Origin of the sequence: Sporosarcina sp. BP05 (assembly GCF_014282005.1) — a bacterium.
GTDB lineage: Bacteria > Bacillota > Bacilli > Bacillales_A > Planococcaceae > Sporosarcina.
Window position 1 is genome coordinate 58,216 of the sequence record NZ_JACFTD010000010.1, and the last position, 16,511, is coordinate 74,726.

At 40.4% G+C, this 16,511-nt stretch carries 14 protein-coding genes and 2 riboswitches; of the genes, 10 read left to right on the forward strand and 4 right to left on the reverse strand.

Annotated elements, in window-relative coordinates:
• Nucleotides 1-5: 5 nt before the first annotated feature.
• Nucleotides 6-1,106: an iron-containing alcohol dehydrogenase family protein gene (locus H2672_RS12795; protein WP_186672047.1), complete on the reverse strand. Its 1,101-nt coding sequence runs from the start codon at nt 1,104-1,106 to the stop codon at nt 6-8.
• A 101-nt stretch (nt 1,107-1,207) separates the two neighbouring features.
• Nucleotides 1,208-1,327: riboswitch (SAM riboswitch) on the reverse strand.
• Between the two features lie 132 nt (nt 1,328-1,459).
• The gene (locus H2672_RS12800; RefSeq protein WP_186671958.1) at nt 1,460-3,400 is read right to left on the reverse strand and encodes a GTP-binding protein; all 1,941 of its coding nucleotides are present in this window, start codon (nt 3,398-3,400) and stop codon (nt 1,460-1,462) included.
• Between the two features lie 120 nt (nt 3,401-3,520).
• On the opposite strand from H2672_RS12800, the gene H2672_RS12805 reads away from it, so the two are divergent.
• Nucleotides 3,521-3,697 (forward strand): hypothetical protein, encoded by a 177-nt coding sequence (locus H2672_RS12805; RefSeq protein WP_186671960.1) that lies wholly within the window; start codon nt 3,521-3,523, stop codon nt 3,695-3,697.
• 62 nt (nt 3,698-3,759) lie between these two features.
• On the opposite strand, the gene H2672_RS12810 is transcribed toward H2672_RS12805, so the two are convergent.
• The gene (locus H2672_RS12810) at nt 3,760-3,987 is read right to left on the reverse strand and encodes a hypothetical protein (RefSeq protein WP_186671963.1); all 228 of its coding nucleotides are present in this window, start codon (nt 3,985-3,987) and stop codon (nt 3,760-3,762) included.
• 265 nt (nt 3,988-4,252) lie between these two features.
• A riboswitch (cobalamin riboswitch) is annotated at nt 4,253-4,444 on the reverse strand.
• Nucleotides 4,445-4,675: 231 nt separating this feature from the next.
• Here H2672_RS12810 and H2672_RS12815 point away from each other — a divergent pair.
• Together H2672_RS12815 and H2672_RS12820 are read left to right on the forward strand one after the other, a co-directional pair.
• A complete protein-coding gene (locus H2672_RS12815) occupies nt 4,676-5,566 on the forward strand; it encodes a class I SAM-dependent methyltransferase (protein ID WP_370569647.1) in 891 nt (296 codons plus the stop codon).
• Between the two features lie 85 nt (nt 5,567-5,651).
• Nucleotides 5,652-6,914: an MFS transporter gene (locus H2672_RS12820; RefSeq protein WP_186671967.1), complete on the forward strand. Its 1,263-nt coding sequence runs from the start codon at nt 5,652-5,654 to the stop codon at nt 6,912-6,914.
• Nucleotides 6,915-7,022: 108 nt separating this feature from the next.
• Here H2672_RS12820 and H2672_RS12825 read toward each other — a convergent pair whose 3' ends face one another.
• Nucleotides 7,023-7,655, reverse strand: a complete 633-nt coding sequence (locus H2672_RS12825; protein ID WP_186671970.1) for a CBS domain-containing protein — start codon at nt 7,653-7,655, stop codon at nt 7,023-7,025.
• Between the two features lie 235 nt (nt 7,656-7,890).
• On the opposite strand from H2672_RS12825, the gene H2672_RS12830 reads away from it, so the two are divergent.
• From H2672_RS12830 to dacB, 7 genes are all read left to right on the forward strand, one after another.
• Nucleotides 7,891-8,535: a LytTR family DNA-binding domain-containing protein gene (locus tag H2672_RS12830; protein ID WP_186671972.1), complete on the forward strand. Its 645-nt coding sequence runs from the start codon at nt 7,891-7,893 to the stop codon at nt 8,533-8,535.
• 124 nt (nt 8,536-8,659) lie between these two features.
• The gene (locus H2672_RS12835) at nt 8,660-10,177 is read left to right on the forward strand and encodes a succinyl-CoA:acetate CoA-transferase ScpC (RefSeq protein ID WP_186671974.1); all 1,518 of its coding nucleotides are present in this window, start codon (nt 8,660-8,662) and stop codon (nt 10,175-10,177) included.
• A 155-nt stretch (nt 10,178-10,332) separates the two neighbouring features.
• Nucleotides 10,333-10,950 carry an NAD(P)-dependent oxidoreductase gene (locus H2672_RS12840; RefSeq protein WP_186671976.1) on the forward strand — a complete coding sequence of 206 codons (618 nt, stop codon included), beginning with the start codon at nt 10,333-10,335 and terminating at the stop codon, nt 10,948-10,950.
• Nucleotides 10,951-11,473: 523 nt separating this feature from the next.
• Nucleotides 11,474-12,043 (forward strand): DUF4358 domain-containing protein, encoded by a 570-nt coding sequence (locus H2672_RS12845; RefSeq protein ID WP_186671978.1) that lies wholly within the window; start codon nt 11,474-11,476, stop codon nt 12,041-12,043.
• Between the two features lie 56 nt (nt 12,044-12,099).
• A complete protein-coding gene (locus H2672_RS12850; RefSeq protein WP_186671980.1) occupies nt 12,100-13,509 on the forward strand; it encodes an MBOAT family O-acyltransferase in 1,410 nt (469 codons plus the stop codon).
• Between the two features lie 11 nt (nt 13,510-13,520).
• The gene (locus tag H2672_RS12855; protein WP_186671982.1) at nt 13,521-14,648 is read left to right on the forward strand and encodes a DHHW family protein; all 1,128 of its coding nucleotides are present in this window, start codon (nt 13,521-13,523) and stop codon (nt 14,646-14,648) included.
• Between the two features lie 283 nt (nt 14,649-14,931).
• Entirely contained in the window at nt 14,932-16,479 is a 1,548-nt protein-coding gene (dacB, locus tag H2672_RS12860) for a D-alanyl-D-alanine carboxypeptidase/D-alanyl-D-alanine endopeptidase (RefSeq protein WP_186671984.1), read from the forward strand.
• Nucleotides 16,480-16,511: the final 32 nt, after the last annotated feature.

The window sequence follows — 16,511 nt, forward strand, 5'->3', positions numbered from 1 at the left end:
GGTGCTTATGAATAATGTAGCTTTTCAATTTTCTGCATTGCAGTTAGCAAGCCTTCTTCAGTAATACTTCTATTCATAAAGTGAATAGACTCTTGAGGCAACAAAGCCTTTTTACTAATTCTTTTTAGCAGAACATGATCTTCGGGGTCAATTGCCAAGTTTGTTAAACTAATTGGCAATCCCCATTCAAGATAATAGCCCATTAGTTTTAGTAGTTCTTCTTCTTTTTCTTCTAAAGCCAATTGGACAAGTATTCCGTATGCAACGAGCTCCCCGTGTAGAAAGCTTTTTGCTTCCTTCGCTTCGGTAAGTCCGTTATGTATGGAGTGGGCGCCTGCTACTCGTCCCGCTTTCCCACCAAATCCTCCAACCATTCCGCCGGTCATGATGATGGCTTCAATAACGCTGACTAATTCATCGGAAACATTGCCTGTAGAAGCAGATTCTAGGGCGGCCTTACTATCTTTTAGTAGGACATCCCTACATATGGCTGCCGAGAATTGTGAAATTTTAAGCCAAACGGGAAATTCCTCATTTTTATAAAATGACTCGATTAACGCATCTGCCTCGTAAAACTTTGCCAAAGTATCTCCAATACCAGCTTTTAAATAGTGAATAGGCGATTTGGCAATGATCGAAGGTTCAATGAGCACAAGTGTATTAGCTAGAGGGAATTCTGTATAATGTGTAAAAGTTCCCTTGTCATCGTAAAACACACTAAGCGGGGTCCATGCTGCACAAGTGGAAGCAATGCTTGGGATTAAGATTGACTTAATTCCAGCTTTTACAGCTGAAGCCTTAGCGATATCTAAAGCTGTTCCACCTCCGATACCAATTACGGCATCTGCTGCGTTTAAAGATAATTGACTAGCAATACCTTCAACTGTATGTAAAGTACAATGTCCTTCGATAAATGTGAAATTAGCACTTGCTCTCTTTACAATCTCATCTGGCAAGTAAGGAAGTACAGCACTCCAAGCTTTTTTCCCTGCTACAATATGGAACTTTTGAATGCCTAGCTCCGATAAAAGAATTTCTAGATCCATTAGTACCTTTTCACCGATTCTGTAATGGCCAGGTGCTCCTTTAACGACTGACTGTGTAATATCACTCTCTCCCTTCTATATTGTTTACGTATCAACCAAATGAGAATAAAAAAAACCTCTCATCAAAGAGAGGATTGAATACACTTACGCTGCAAGTGTTTCTCTCATTTTTCAAAGTACTAAAGTACCTTGCTGGATTTGGCACCTTTCGTGTTTAGAAATTAAACGCGAATGGTTGCCGGGCATCGTAGGGCCAGTCCCTCTGCCGCTCTTAATAAGAGGCTTTTTATTAAATTAAGAATACTAGTAATAGTATATTCATTTGAAAGGATTGTCAATCACATTCTATTAAAAATTGTCGAAAGATGCTGAAATCGGCGTGTCGTATGAATAAAACAACAAGTAGCCTTCCCTTATAAACAATGCATGGCCTTATAGGCTTCATACCAGGGGACTGAATAGCCTTTTCCTTTGGCCAAGAAAATAGAAGTGGACGAGTATTCGGGGTCCGCTTCTTTGTTATAACCAATTTCCTCAATGACTTGCTCCTGGTTGTGACAGCGGTCATAGCCCCCAAATAACAAGCTAAGCGTCCCTTTGCCGTGAGTGAACGAAGCAAAGGCGGCGCTGTAATTCATAAAGGTAGCGACTGGAACGCGCCCTTTTACAATTACTTTTTCACCAATCGTTTCTGGTGCCTCAAAGCTACCATGTGCTTGTTGGATGTCCGACAGCACTCGTCCCATATGATCCAAATCGACTTTTATTTTGAAATCGTAATAGGGTTCAAGCAACGTATTGGAGGCTTGTTCTAGACCTTGTCGCAGAGCCCGGAAAGTGGCCTCTCTAAAGTCACCGCCAGACGTGTACTCGTTATGGCTTCGTCCGGTCAGTAACGTTACTTTGACATCTGTGAGGGCTGAGCCGGTTAATAAACCATGATGCTCTCGTTCGAATAAATGGCTGCGTACTACGTTTTGATGACCGATAAGTAAATCGTTTGCATGGCAAACGTTGTTAAACTGTATGCCACTACTTCTTTCAGCTGGTTCGATTAAAAGATGGACTTCCGCGTAATGCCTTAAAGGCTCAAAATGACCATAACCCGTTACGGTCGTTTCAATGGTTTCCTTATACAGTATTTTAGGTTCGCCGAAAGAGACTTGAATCGAAAACCGCTCGTTAACAATTTGTTGGAGTACTTCAAGCTGGATGACGCCCATAACATGGACATGAATTTCTTGAAAGTGTTCATCCCAGAAGACGCGCAAAGAAGGATCTTCCGCATCGAGCAGGTTAAAGCATCGAAGCACTTCTTTGACATGGATGGAAGCGTTGAAAATCACTTTCGACTTAAGGGTAGGAATCATGTCAAAGGCAGCTTTTTCTTTTAGTGCTCCAACACCGTCACCAATGGATGCTTGTGTTAATCCAGTAACGGCGAACAGTTCGCCGGCCTGAACATGGTCAATTGCTTTGAACTTATTACTGTTATAGATGCGAATCTGTGTCACTTTCTCCGTGTAATCACCATAGTTTACTTCGTCTCTGACACTTAGCGTACCGTTTAATGATTTAAGGAAAGTGACCCTGTTACCACTGTCATCATGGCGGATTTTATAGACCTGTGCGGAGAAATCACTGTCATCCTCGTAAGAAGTTGCTGTCAATACATCGAGTTTCTCGAAAAATGCCATGACACCGATATCCTTAAGTGCAGAACCACTGGATAGGGCGAAGACTTTATTGTCGCTAATCATTTCCTTTAATGTTGCAAGCCATAAGTCCTTGTCGTAACCTGATTCCATATAGGTTTCTAGCAGTTCTTCATCTCGTTCTGCGATAAATTCAATGAGTTCCTCATGCATGATACCTTCATTGAAAGAGGATGTAAGGTCACAGATGTCTTCCGATAGATTGGTGCGAATTTCATGGAGTACGCTTTCAATGTCTGTTCCTTCACGATCTGTTTTATTGATAAAAAAGAACGTAGGCATTTGATGTTTACGCAGCAGTTGCCAGACGGTTTCCGTGTGACCTTCCACGCCGTCGCTTGCGCTAATTATAATAATGGCATAGTCCATCACTTGAATGGCGCGTTCCATCTCAGGAGAAAAGTCGACGTGCCCAGGTGTGTCGATAATGTAGTAGGTGGATCCGTTATAAGAAATGGATGCCTGGTCTGCAAAAACCGTAATTCCTCTTTCTTTCTCGATTGTATGGCTATCGAGGAAGGCGTCTTTATGGTCCACGCGGCCTCTTTGTTTAATACTTTTTGTGTGATAAAGCAGTTGTTCAGAAAAAGTTGTTTTTCCTGCATCTACGTGCGCAAGTATGCCAATTGTTTTATACATGTCGTCGCTCCAGTCCATTTCTTGCTACTATCTTTAGTATAGCAAATCTGAATTGGGCGAATGACACTAAATTGATGGTATACTGTATAGACAAACTTAGTGTGAAGGAGGAATCAGATTATGAAATATTCAAGAACAAAAATGGAGAAGCTTGTGAAGAACGATCCGGAGCTGTCAAAACGTCTGAAACAGATAATGGGAGAACTTGACCTGGAGAAAAGTTTCGCGTTAAAAGCGTTGTATCATGCGGATGTAAAAGATGGTGGAAACCATCAAAGAAATTATCAGGAACTGTAAATACATTAAAAGCGTGGGAAGTCTATCATGACTGCCACGCTTTTTTTGATGTTTACTTTAGATTAATCTTCTGGTGAACCGATTACTTCGTGTTTGATTTCATCGAATGCTTTTTGGAGATTACGTGAATAAAGGCTTTTTTCCTCTTCATTTATAGTCGTTGTTTGTCCGATTTGTTCTTCATAATAGGACTGGGTTGAAGACAGTGATTGTGATTCGCTTATGATGAGGTTTGTCATTAAGACGTGTTTGAATGCGTCCAGATAATATTCTTTTGTTCCAAGTTTCATTGGCTAAAATCCCTTTCTTTTATGGAAATAAAAAAACATCTTCCTAGTAAAACGTCAGGAAGATGCTAGTATGCGTAAATTTGTATGGTCGCTTGTTGCCGTAACGAATGGTTCGTAAACAGAAGAACACTATTAAGTGCATAGTGAAAGAAGAGGTATTGAGTCCTCTTATGGTTCTTTCTGATTACGTTCTTTCGTACGGCGGCTTTTACAAGTAATTGCTCGATCATAGCCGCACTTAACACCTCCTATCCGCGTAGGGTATTGGTGTGTACTGAAATAGGCAGGTCTCCTGGCTCATGATCTTCACGTTCTTTTCCCTTCCCATTCGTAACGAACAGTGGATTTGAAAAGAGCACTCCCATTTACAGTTGCGGGACAGCGTCGGTTTTCCACCGAACTTCCCTTTTAAGCTTTTATACGAACGTAAAAAAGCACCTAATTTCTACACGTTATTCAGTTGTTCTTTTACTATAGCATAGATATAGGTGCCGTGAATGAGTTTGTAAATCTTGCGGGAATCAATTAAAACGCTAAGAAATGAAGGGTTCCAAGATTAGAAGCATAAAAAGTATAGACGAATAAATGGTATAGATAGTGAGAAGAGGAGGGAATTGGGCACCTGATGCTTGCGTAAAAAAGGGGAACTAGGAGACTTTGGCGAAAAGAACTTTAGAAAGACATTTGGGTGGAGGTCGTTCACCTAAGTGTTCACATAAAACGAGGTGCATATATGAAAGACCATGCGATTACAACTATTGTAGAGTGTATGGCGTCCAATGTTGATATGGGCATCATTCAGCAAATTCAAACGGAGCATCGTCTTAAGCTTGTTGAGTTTTGGGGAATCAAAGAAGGAGGTAATGTTTTAGAAATCGGTTGTGGTCAAGGCGATACGACGGCTGTGTTAGCATATATCGTCGGAGAAAAAGGATTTGTTCACGGGATAGATATTGCGTCTCCAGATTACGGTGCCCCGATAACAGTTGGTGATTCCGCCCGTTATTTAAAGCAGTCGAAGTTAGGAAAACAGCTTAAAATGGAGTTTAATGTTGACGTTTTAGCAGCGGAAATAGATTTTCCGGAAAATAGTTTTGACTATATTGTTTTCTCACATTGTTCCTGGTACTTAAAATCATTTGAGGAACTCGAGGGGATAGTAAAGAAGGTTAGAAAATGGGGCAAGACATTATGTTTTGCTGAGTGGGATTCAAGAATTCAAATGATTGAACAATACCCACATTTTCTGGCTGTGCTTATTCAATCGCAGTATGAGTGTTTCAAAGAAAGTAGTCTTTCGAATGTGCGTACACTGTTTACGCCAGCGGATGTTAAACGTGCCGTAGAAAACGTGGGCTGGACAATTACAAATGAACAATCTATTCATTCGACCCAACTACAAGATGCAAAATGGGAAATTGCTATGACGTTAGCCGATTACAAAGAGGAGATTATTAATCTTGTTGATTTGCCTGGAAAACTTAAATCACTTATCCAATCTGAAGTAATTTTGTTAGAAGAAGCACAAAAGAATCATGCGATTAAACCGTTGTCAACATACGTATTTATCGCAGAATAATGAGGTTGTGCGATTTTGATTTTTCCTTATTTTTCAACATACCTTAATTATACACTGTAAATAGGGAGTGAAGGGGGAATGGGTTGTGAAGAAGTACAGTAAAGAGGAGAACAGCTGGATTTTCTATGATTGGGCGAACTCTGCGTATTCGATTATTATTACGACAGCGGTGTTCCCGCTTTACTACAAGGCAGTTGCGACAGATGCAGGCGTGAGTATGTCAAATTCGACTGCCTATCTGGGGTATACGGTTGCGATTGCTACATTCATACTGGCGATGATTGGACCTCTTTTAGGAACGATTGCCGATTATGAAGGATTAAAGAAGAAGTTCTTTCAATTCTTTTTCCTTATGGGGACAGTCGCGACGCTTTCATTGGCATTCGTGCCAAACGGGAACTGGTTATGGTTATTAATCATTTACACCATAACCGCCGTCGGTTTTCATGGGGCGAATATATTTTACGATGCATTCTTAGTGGATGTTACGCCGGAAGAGCGGATGAACAAGATATCTGCACGGGGCTTTGGACTTGGGTATATCGGGAGCACGATTCCGTTCATCATCAGCATTGCTATCATTTTGTTGGCTGATAGAGGAGTTATTCCGCTCGCAACGTCTACTGCTAGTAGGATAGCCTTCGTAATTACAGCAATTTGGTGGTTCATGTTCACAATTCCGATGGTCAAAAATGTTCACCAGATCCATGGCATTAAGCGTGAACCAAATATGCTAGCAAGCAGTTTTAGACGTCTTGGCGGTACATTTAAAGAAATCCGTAAATACAGGACAGTGTTTTTATTTTTATTGGCTTATTTCTTTTATATAGACGGAGTTGGGACAATTATTTCAATGTCCACGGCTTACGGATCGGATTTAGGAATTAGTGCAACAAACCTTCTTATTATTTTGTTTGTCACACAGGTTGTGGCGGCACCTTTCGCGATTCTTTATGGTAAATTGGCGCAGAAGTTTACGGGGAAAAAGATGTTATACGTAGGAATTTGCGTCTATATCATTGTTTGTATTTATGCGTTTTTCATGAAAACAACGATGGACTTCTGGGTATTGGCGATGCTTGTTGCGACGTCGCAAGGCGGTATTCAAGCGCTAAGTCGTTCGTATTTTGCGAGGCTTGTACCAAAAGAAAAGTCGAATGAGTTTTTCGGCTTCTATAATATTTTCGGTAAATTTGCCTCGGTCATGGGACCTTTACTAGTAGGGGTGACTGCACAACTGACAGGAAGCTCCGCGTACGGGGTATTCAGCCTGGTTATTCTGTTCATTATCGGGATCATTATTCTCTCGCGGGTGCCTGAACCTGATGTGAAAACAACGACGACATGATAAAACCGAAAAGCGTTGCACACATTCTACAATGTGTGCAACGCTTTTCGGTTTATCCCAAATTAACGGGCAGTAGAACCCCCACTGATTGAAGATTAACTTTATCTCTCAATCAGCTTTTTCGATTTTATCTACTTGCAGAATCCTGAAACCGCCTTTTTCAAGTTTTTCGGTTAGTTTCTCGATTTCTGCATCCGTCTTGCCGCTTTCAAGTGTAATGACTACTCTTCGAGCGAGAACGGAACCATTATCGAGCGTGAACATACCTTCGATGTTTTCACCGCGTAACGTTTTCGTCAGTTTTTCAATCATACCTTTAGCTTCAGTTGAAGAAATTGTAAGATTGATTCCCCCCGTTTTTAATCCGAAGGCATCTTCCAACACACTTTCAACTTTATTATGCGTTAATATCCCAACGAGTTTCCCGCTTTCTACAACGCTTAAAAAAGGTAGTGACTTGATTTCGATGAGTGCACTTAAAAAAGATGAACGTTCTGTTATAAATGTATCTTGATGCTTCAGCAAATGGTCGATTTTAGAATTCTCATCCCCATTGTCTTCGTACAGATATTCGATCAAGTGAACTTTATAAATCATACCTTTGTAGAAGTCTTCATTGTCAACAACGGGAATACATCTATATCCACTCATTTTGATTTGATCCAGCACTTCTCTCACGGTTTGATTGGTATTCACTGTAGCAACTCCAAGTCGCTCTAAAAGCAGGTCTCTAATATGCATGCTTTTTCCCCCTCGTTATTTAGGTTACTATTATCACAATTTTTAGTTTATGATAGTATTTAGTATAATCAAGATATAAGTAGTTGTACAATCAATTATACAATAAGTCTCGTAAATCTCGATGTACATTGGCTCCAAAGGCGGTTATCAGTTTTTTTTGTATAAAGTCAGTATCTAGTATAATAGAAGGTACAACATAGGAATAAATTGTGAAATGAGCAAAAGGGGTCAAAAAATGGAGAACTTAAGTCTCGGTGCACTATTGGATGTTATTGGTGAAGTATTTTCGGATGAAATTTCTATAGCTGTGTCAAATACAGAAGAGTACCTTTATTATCGTCCCAGCAAGCGGGTTGATTTAAAAATTAGACCGGGCGATTCCGTGAAGGAAGGGACTATTGCGCAGAAGGCAATTTCCCAGAAACAAAAAATGTCGGAGTTCATCAACCGTGATGTGTTCGGTGTCGCTTATCATGGGATGGCTGTTCCATTTTATGATGGTGATGTATTGGAGGGCTGTGTAACTGCAATTTATCCAGCATATACAGACGGAAAATCTGTCGTTACCGTTAAGACGCATGATGGATGGATTCCTGTCCCGTTCACGGGCGTAAAATATGTCGAAGTGAAAGATCGAAAAACGTATGTAGTGGCAGAAGGGTTTTCTGGGACTCATAAAAACACGTTACAGGAATTTGAATATTTGTTGCCGCGCGAGTCGTTTGTAAGATGCCATCGTTCTTATATTGTCAATGTTCATCACGTCAAGGGGATTTATCCTGATACGCACTCGACTTTTGTTTTGGAAATGGACAATGGAACTAGAATTCCAGTCAGCCAATCGTATTCAAGTTACTTTCGTAAACTCTTAGGTTTTTAATTATGCTGCCTCAACCGAGTATATGCGTGCTTTACCCATTAATTCCTTGTCCAGCACCTAATTTCTCATTCATGTAAGTGCTTAAGTTAAAATTAACTAAAAGTTATGAATTGGGGCGTTTAGGATGGAAATTCATATGGGTCGGATTAAAAGTGTTCAATTGAGAGACGTCGTTGTCTCGCCAGAAGAGGCAGCGTCTTGGATTGAAGACGGTATGACACTAGGGTTAAGTGGATTTACACGTGCGGGTGACGCGAAGGCCGTTCCGCTAGCATTGGTGAAACGCGCGGAAACGGAAACGTTCAAAGTGAATGTATTTACGGGCGCATCGTTAGGGTCTGATATCGATCGCCTGTTTGCTGAAGCTAATATAGTAAATAAAAGATTACCATTCCAAGCCGATCCGACAATGCGGAAAAAGATTAATGACGGTGAACTTTTATTTGTGGATCACCATTTGTCGCATACAGCAGAACTTATTCGTGCGGAAGTCGTCGAGCCAATTGACTTCGCGATTTTGGAAGCGGTTTCAATCACGGAGGACGGAATGATGATTCCAACGACCTCTGTCGGCAACTCATTGACGTTCGCACAGCATGCAAAAGCAATCATTATTGAAATTAATATGGCGCAGTCTATGCAATTGGCAGGGCTGCATGATTTATACGATCCAGGCAAACAGGGTGAAAGGTCGCCAATCCAGTTAATGAAAGTAGATGACCGGATTGGCACGATTGGCATTCCTATTGACATGACAAAGGTGAAAGGAATCGTTTTCACGAATCAACTGGATTCTCCATCTACGATTGTAGCGCCGGATCAAGAAACGGAAATTATGGCAGAGCATTTATTAACGTTCCTTCGTACTGAGATTCAAGCGGGTCGGTTAACTAAAAATTTAGCACCGCTACAGTCAGGGATTGGATCGGTAGCGAATGCAGTTCTTCACGGAATGATCAATTCAGAGTTTAAGGATTTAGAAATATATTCAGAAGTACTACAGGACTCTGTGTTCGATTTGATCGATGCTGGAAAGGTTCGTTTTGCTTCATGTGCTTCAATTACATTATCTGAAGAGAAGATGGATCACGTCTTTAATAACTTTGAAAAGTATCGAGATAAGCTTATCATGCGTCCGCAGGAGATTTCGAATCATCCGGAAATTATCCGTCGTCTCGGCCTGATATCCATCAATACAGCGCTTGAACTCGATATCTACGGCAACGTCAATTCAACGCATGTTTCTGGTACGAAAATGATGAATGGCATCGGTGGCTCAGGCGACTTTGCCCGTAATGCACGTCTTGCTATTTTCGTTACGAAATCAGTGGCAAAAGGCGGCAATATTTCAAGCATCGTCCCGTTCGTTTCGCATGTTGACCATACAGAGCATGACGTTGATATCATTGTGACAGAGCAAGGCTATGCAGATTTACGCGGACTTGCTCCAAGGGAACGTGTTGAACTCATTATTGAACGTTGCGCGCACCCGATGTACCGCGAGCAACTTCGTGCATATTTCGAAGAGGCGCTTGAAAGAGGCGGGCAAACGCCACATGTCTTGGAAAAAGCATTCTCTTGGCATACGAATTTAGCGAAGAACGGAACGATGCGTGAGCATGTTGAAGAGTTGATTTATTAATGATTAGCAGGAAGGGTTGTCTCACAGGAGCAGCCCTTTTTTTAATGGGAAGAAGTGATGGGTGGTTATAAATTAAGGAGACCAACCACAAATGAGGAGCGACTAAATAGAAAAGTGTTACAGTAAAGATAGATGAAAGAATGGAGTTGGTTTCAATGAAAATTGCACTGTTTGGAGCAACAGGCCGTGTAGGCGAGGAAGTCCTGAAACTAGCACTAGCAGAAGGGTATGAGGTGACGGCGCTCGTCCGCTCACCAGAGAAGTTGGCACCACATGGCAGGTTAACTGTTATCCAAGGGGATGTCCGTGATGCTGATACGGTTACGCTTGCCATTGCTGGGATGGATGTTGTGTTCAGTGCACTCGGTACAGACAAGACGACAACATTGACTGAAGCGGTTCCACATATGATAAAAGCAATGAAAGATGCATGGATTAATCGAATAGTCACGATTGGGACAGCTGGGATCTTGCAAAGTAAGATTGATCCTCAAAAATTACGTTATGAAGCAGGAGATACAAATCGCCGGCTGACTTTTGCGGCAGAGGAGCACCATAAAGCGTATGACATGCTTCGTCAATCAGGGCTTGATTGGACAATTGTATGTCCTACTTATTTGCCGGATGGTGTTGCAGTGGGTAACTATAGAACCGAGCGCAACTTGTTACCAGAGGACGGCAAACAAATAGCCGTTGGTGACACAGCTTCTTTTGCTTATGGTGAACTACTGCAAGGTGACAACATAGGATTTCGCGTAGGAATTTCATATTAGTACACAGAGTAGTATTGTCGTTGGCAGCGCTGTTTTTGGGTGGGAAAAATAATTGAAAATATGAAATAAGTTTTAGCGTTGGCAGATTCATTGGTCCATCTAGCTGTAAATTTACAAGAACAAATTAAATTCCATAAAGCTCACCAATTTGCTGGGAAAAGCATCACTCTTTTTTAAGTGATGCTTTTTATTTTGGATAGAAAGTTACTTAGCTGTTTGTAGGAACTTATTGAACTGTAAAATATAAGGCGAAATAATGGGTAAGCCCTTTACTATCGAAAACGCTGAATTAAAATGAGCAGTCTTTTTTGTCGTCCTTGAACTATTGGCCACAATAGTCACAATGTTTCATGTGGAACAATTCTTTGTTAACTCCATAGTAATGGGCGGATCTCTCTTCCGATTGAACTTTTTACTTTATAATTAAGTTCCTAAAAATGGATGTAACGAAATGGGAGATCATCCGTCAACTTAGTTAGCAGCCAAAGTAACGGCTAGTTGAAAAGTTGAGGAGGAATTTTTTATGAAAAAAGTGCTTGGAATTTTCATATGTGCAATGGTTATTTTTACAATGGTGGGCTGTTCAGGATCGAATGACGGTAAAAAGGATGAAGTGGCTACGACTGAAGTTTCCGTTAAAGATATAATGGACAGTATTAAGGGACAAATTGTACAAGATATAAAAGATGCTGGATTCGACGAGGGACAGTCCGATGAGACAATTCTTCAAAGTTATATGGAGACGAATTTAGTAAATGCTAAAACCGACGATCCTATGACGCAAATATTTATGGAGAGAACAGATCTTGACAAAGATTTACTAGCAGAAGGTTTGATGTTCGGCGCTATGTTTAATACCAATTCGGATGAAATAATTGTCTTGAAAGCGAAGAATGAGAAGGACACAGAATCATTGAAAGCTTTCTTACAAAAAGAATTAGATGCACAAATACAAACATGGGAAAGGTATCTTCCTGATCAATATGAAAAAGTGAAAAACAATGTGTTAAAAACGAAGGGGAATTATGTTCTATATGCTACGTATGAAAATGTAGATGCAGTAGAAAAGATTTTTGATGAAAAAATAAAGTGATTTGAAAGGCGCTGAATAAGCGCCTTTCTACATAGCAAAAACGAAGGAGTGATCGCGTGGTATTTAGTAGCTTATTATTTCTGTTTTTCTTTTTACCAACTACGTTACTTCTTTATTTTTGCGGTTCAAGAAAGATGAAAAATAGCATACTCCTTATCGTTAGTCTCATTTTTTATGCGTGGGGAGAACCTATTTATATATTTCTAATGATTTTTTCGGCTATTACAGATTATTTTCATGGGTTATTTATTCAAAAACACAGGTTAACTGCTCCGATTAAAGCGAAAGTCGGATTACTTTCATCTATTATTATTAATTTAAGTTTGTTGTCTTTTTTCAAGTATGCAGATTTCCTTATTGAAAACATCAATAATTTATTCAACATGAATATAAATGCATTGGATCTCCCGTTACCGATTGGGTTATCATTTTACACATTTCAAACAATGTCGTATGCAATTGATGTGTATCGTGGACATGTGAAAGCACAACGAAATCCGCTGACGCTTGCGCTATATGTTTGTTTATTTCCACAGCTCATTGCGGGACCCATTGTACGATACGAAATTATTGAACATGAACTAAAAAACAGGCGTGTCACGCTCAACCAATTCTCAGAAGGTGTGAAAATATTTCTTATCGGTCTTGGTAAGAAGGTGTTGCTTGCCAATAACATCGGGTTTTTATGGAGTGAAATACAGCAACAAAGTCCTGCCGAATTATCTGTTCTGTCGGCCTGGATGGGGATTGCGGCGTTCGGGTTACAACTCTATTTCGATTTTAGCGGATATTCCGACATGTCAATTGGACTTGGGAAAATGTTTGGCTTTAATTTTCCGCAAAACTTCAATTATCCGTTTGTTTCCCGCAATGTTTCGGAGTTTTGGCGAAGATGGCATATGACGCTAGGTGCTTGGTTCCGAGACTATGTGTATATACCACTAGGCGGGAGTAGAAAGGGTAAATACAGGCTCTATCTCAACTTATTCATCGTTTGGGGCCTGACGGGATTATGGCATGGTGCTGCTTGGAACTTCGTGGCTTGGGGACTTTACTTCGGTGTACTGATTGCGATTGAAAAAGCAGGGTTACTAGTGTTTCTTGAAAAAATGCATCCGATTTTTCAACATATCTATGCGTTTGTAATTGTCATGATTAGTTGGGTACTATTCGTTTTTGAAGACCTTTCTATGAGCTTGACCTACTTGAAAATCATGTTTGGATTTTCGGGGCAAGTATTGGTGAACGAACGGTTTATGTACGATGCGTATACAAATGCTATCCTCTTTTTGTTAGCATTTCTTGGTTCGGTTCCAATTTGGAAAGTATTGAGGAATAAAATGACACGGAGGCATAAAGTGATTGACGAAATTTTAATTCCTGTATGTTGTTTACTTATTCTTGTCTTGTCGACCGCTTACTTAGCGGATGATTCATATAACCCATTTCTTTATTTTCGCTTCTAGGAGGTCACACATTGTCTATTCATAAAAAGTTTTTTGTAGGTGCATTTTTGTTATTCATTTATGGCATAGGATTGTTAAATGTGTTGGCTAGCGATCGTGCTTTTTCTGAAAGGGAAAACCGTCCTTTAGCTCAAATGCCTGAATGGACACTGTCTAATTTTTATTCTGGAAAGTTAACGGCGCGTTTAGATACTTATATGTCTGATCAGTTTTTGTGGAAAGATGGTTGGGTGAAGCTGAAGGCAATGTCAGAATGGGCTTCATTGAAACAAGAAAATAACGGAGTGTTCTTCGGAAAAGATGGATTCCTTATTGAACCATTTGAAAAACCCGGCGTTCAGTTTGATAAAAACATGGAATATATGAAAAGGTTTGCGGCAAATGCAAACGGTATTCAGTCGTATGTTTTACTTGCCCCAACTTCGATTGCACTTTATGAGGATAAACTGCCCCTTTTCGCTCAAACATCCAGCGAAAGAGATGCGTTTGAAACTGCGAAAGAAGTATTGGCTTCTGAAATGGAAGTAATTGATGTATATGATGCGCTCAAATCGCAAAGTAATGAACACATCTATTTTAAAACAGATCACCATTGGACGATGCGGGGTGCATATCTAGCTTACAAAGAGTCAGCGGAAATATTGGGAATAAAACCGTATAAAGAAGATGACTTTAATATTGAAACGGTAGCGGAAAACTTTTATGGAACACTTCATTCTAAAACGAATACGATTGGTGTTGAACCGGACAAGATTGACGTTTATTTACCTAAGTTTGAGACATCTCATACAGTGACCTATGAAGATGGGCGAAAATCTGAGTCATTATATGAATGGGATTATCTTAATAAGAAGGACAAGTATTCGTTGTTTTTGGATGGTAATCATGCGCTTGTGAAAATTGAAACAGGAGTCAGAAATGGCCGTAAGCTGGCGGTTGTCAAAGATTCCTATGCGCATGCATTTATTCCCTTTTTAACGAACCACTTTGAGGAAATACATGTACTAGATCTAAGGTATTATCATTCCGACTTCCTCATGTATTTGAATGAACAAAACATCTCTGAAGTATTGTTTTTATACAACGTTGCTAATTTTGCAAAGGACCCAAATGTAATTTGGCTTTCACAAAGTAAATGAAAGGAGTTACTTTACTCACTATGAGTGAAGAAACTCCTTTTTGATATACGTGAACTCAATGATCAAAGTTCATTATCTTCATTATCGTAAAAAGAGTACGAATATATTTTGGCTGGCGGCGGTAAGATAGTAGTGATGTTTGCAAATGGATTACAAAAAATACGGTTGCGCCATTTACTATCGCAAGCCTGAAGGACAAGTCTATATAACAGGTGAACACTACCGTAATTGCGAAAAAGAGTAGAAACGATTGTGAAATAAACGGCGGGGAGGAGATAGTGGGTTGAAAAAGAGGCGTCTTAAAAAGTTACTAATTGCGCTTACAGTGATAATAACAATCGTGATCCTGTCGATTGGAATGAAACAAAAAGATAGCAACGAGGTCACGCCGGACGAGGTCATAGTGCCTGTCACTAAAATCGATGAACCTGAAACACGTCTTATTGACTCTAATGCACTGCCTGAAATCGACAAAATCTTGAATGATCCAAGGCTAAAAGGTGCGACGACTGGAATTAGCATTCGGAACGCATCGACCGGTGAAATCGTTTATTCCAACCTTGGCGATACGCGGGTTCACCCTGCATCCGTAATGAAAATGCTCACAGGCGCAGCAGCACTTGAAACACTAGGAGAAGACTATACATTCAAAACAGAAATGTTCATGGATGGGCGGATTGAAAACGGCGTGCTTCATGGCAATCTCTATTTAAGAGGCAGAGGCGATCCGACGCTGACAAAAAATGATTTAAAAGCATTTGCCTCCGAATTAAAAGGGATGGGAGTCAAATTTGTCGCTGGAAATATATACGGCGATGACACTTGGTATGACAACATTAGGCTTTCTCAAGACTTGAATTGGTCTGATGAACTTTACTATACTGGTTCCCAAATATCGGCACTAACCCTGTCTCCGAATGATGACTATGATGCGGGAACGGTGATTGTCGAGGTGACTCCAGCTACTAAATCAGGACAAGCAGGGAAAGTTGAAATGGCGCCAGCAAATACGTTTATGACAATCGTCAACAAGACGCAAACTGTTTCTAATAAAGGTAAGAAAAGTATTGCTGCTGAACGACAGCACGGTTCGAATACCATTATTGTTACTGGGACGATACCAACTGGCGCAAAAAAGACACGCACGTGGGTCTCTGTTTGGGAACCTACGAACTACACGGCAAGTATATTTAAGAAAGCCGTTGAACAACAAGGCGTTGCATTTTCTACAACACCGAAAGTTGGAAGCAAAAAAGTTCCTAAAGGAGCCACTTTAGTAACATCAAAACAATCGATGCCGTTAAAAGAGCTATTCATCCCCTTTATGAAACTAAGCAATAACGGACATGCTGAAGTGCTTGTCAAAGAGATGGGGCGTGCGATTGGCGGCGAAGGCAGCTGGGATAAAGGACTGGCCGTCATGGAAAGTGCGCTTGCAGATATGGAAATGGATACAAAAAATATGTTACTTCGAGACGGATCTGGTATGTCGCATAAAAACCTCGTCACAGCGAATGAAGTGACAAAATTGCTTTACGTAGCACAAACAAAGTCTTGGTATCCTACATTTCTTAATGCGCTTCCCGTAGCAGGGAATGAAGATCGATTAATTGGGGGTACATTGCGCTATCGCATGAAAGGAACTGCGGCAGCGGGTAATGTCCAAGCAAAGACAGGAGCATTGAACGGGGTTACTGCGTTGTCGGGATATGTCACAACGAAAGATGGCGAGTTGCTAATATTTTCTATCATGGTTAACAATTACTTAAGCGACAAAACTGTTGAAGTACTGGACACAATTGCTATCACGTTAGCAAATTATCAAAAATAAAAGCTGTTCCCTACCGTGAAGTCCGGGTAAGG

Bases quoted from the DNA above. Each gene is read 5' to 3' on its own strand.
- H2672_RS12800 (WP_186671958.1), bottom strand. From the start codon at position 3,400: ATGTATAAAACAATTGGCATACTTGCGCACGTAGATGCAGGAAAAACA.
- H2672_RS12825 (WP_186671970.1), bottom strand. From the start codon at position 7,655: ATGCATATTAGAGACCTGCTTTTAGAGCGACTTGGAGTTGCTACAGTG.
- H2672_RS12840 (WP_186671976.1), top strand. From the start codon at position 10,333: ATGAAAATTGCACTGTTTGGAGCAACAGGCCGTGTAGGCGAGGAAGTC.
- H2672_RS12830 (WP_186671972.1), top strand. From the start codon at position 7,891: ATGGAGAACTTAAGTCTCGGTGCACTATTGGATGTTATTGGTGAAGTA.
- H2672_RS12810 (WP_186671963.1), bottom strand. From the start codon at position 3,987: ATGAAACTTGGAACAAAAGAATATTATCTGGACGCATTCAAACACGTC.
- H2672_RS12845 (WP_186671978.1), top strand. From the start codon at position 11,474: ATGAAAAAAGTGCTTGGAATTTTCATATGTGCAATGGTTATTTTTACA.
- H2672_RS12835 (WP_186671974.1), top strand. From the start codon at position 8,660: ATGGAAATTCATATGGGTCGGATTAAAAGTGTTCAATTGAGAGACGTC.
- H2672_RS12805 (WP_186671960.1), top strand. From the start codon at position 3,521: ATGAAATATTCAAGAACAAAAATGGAGAAGCTTGTGAAGAACGATCCG.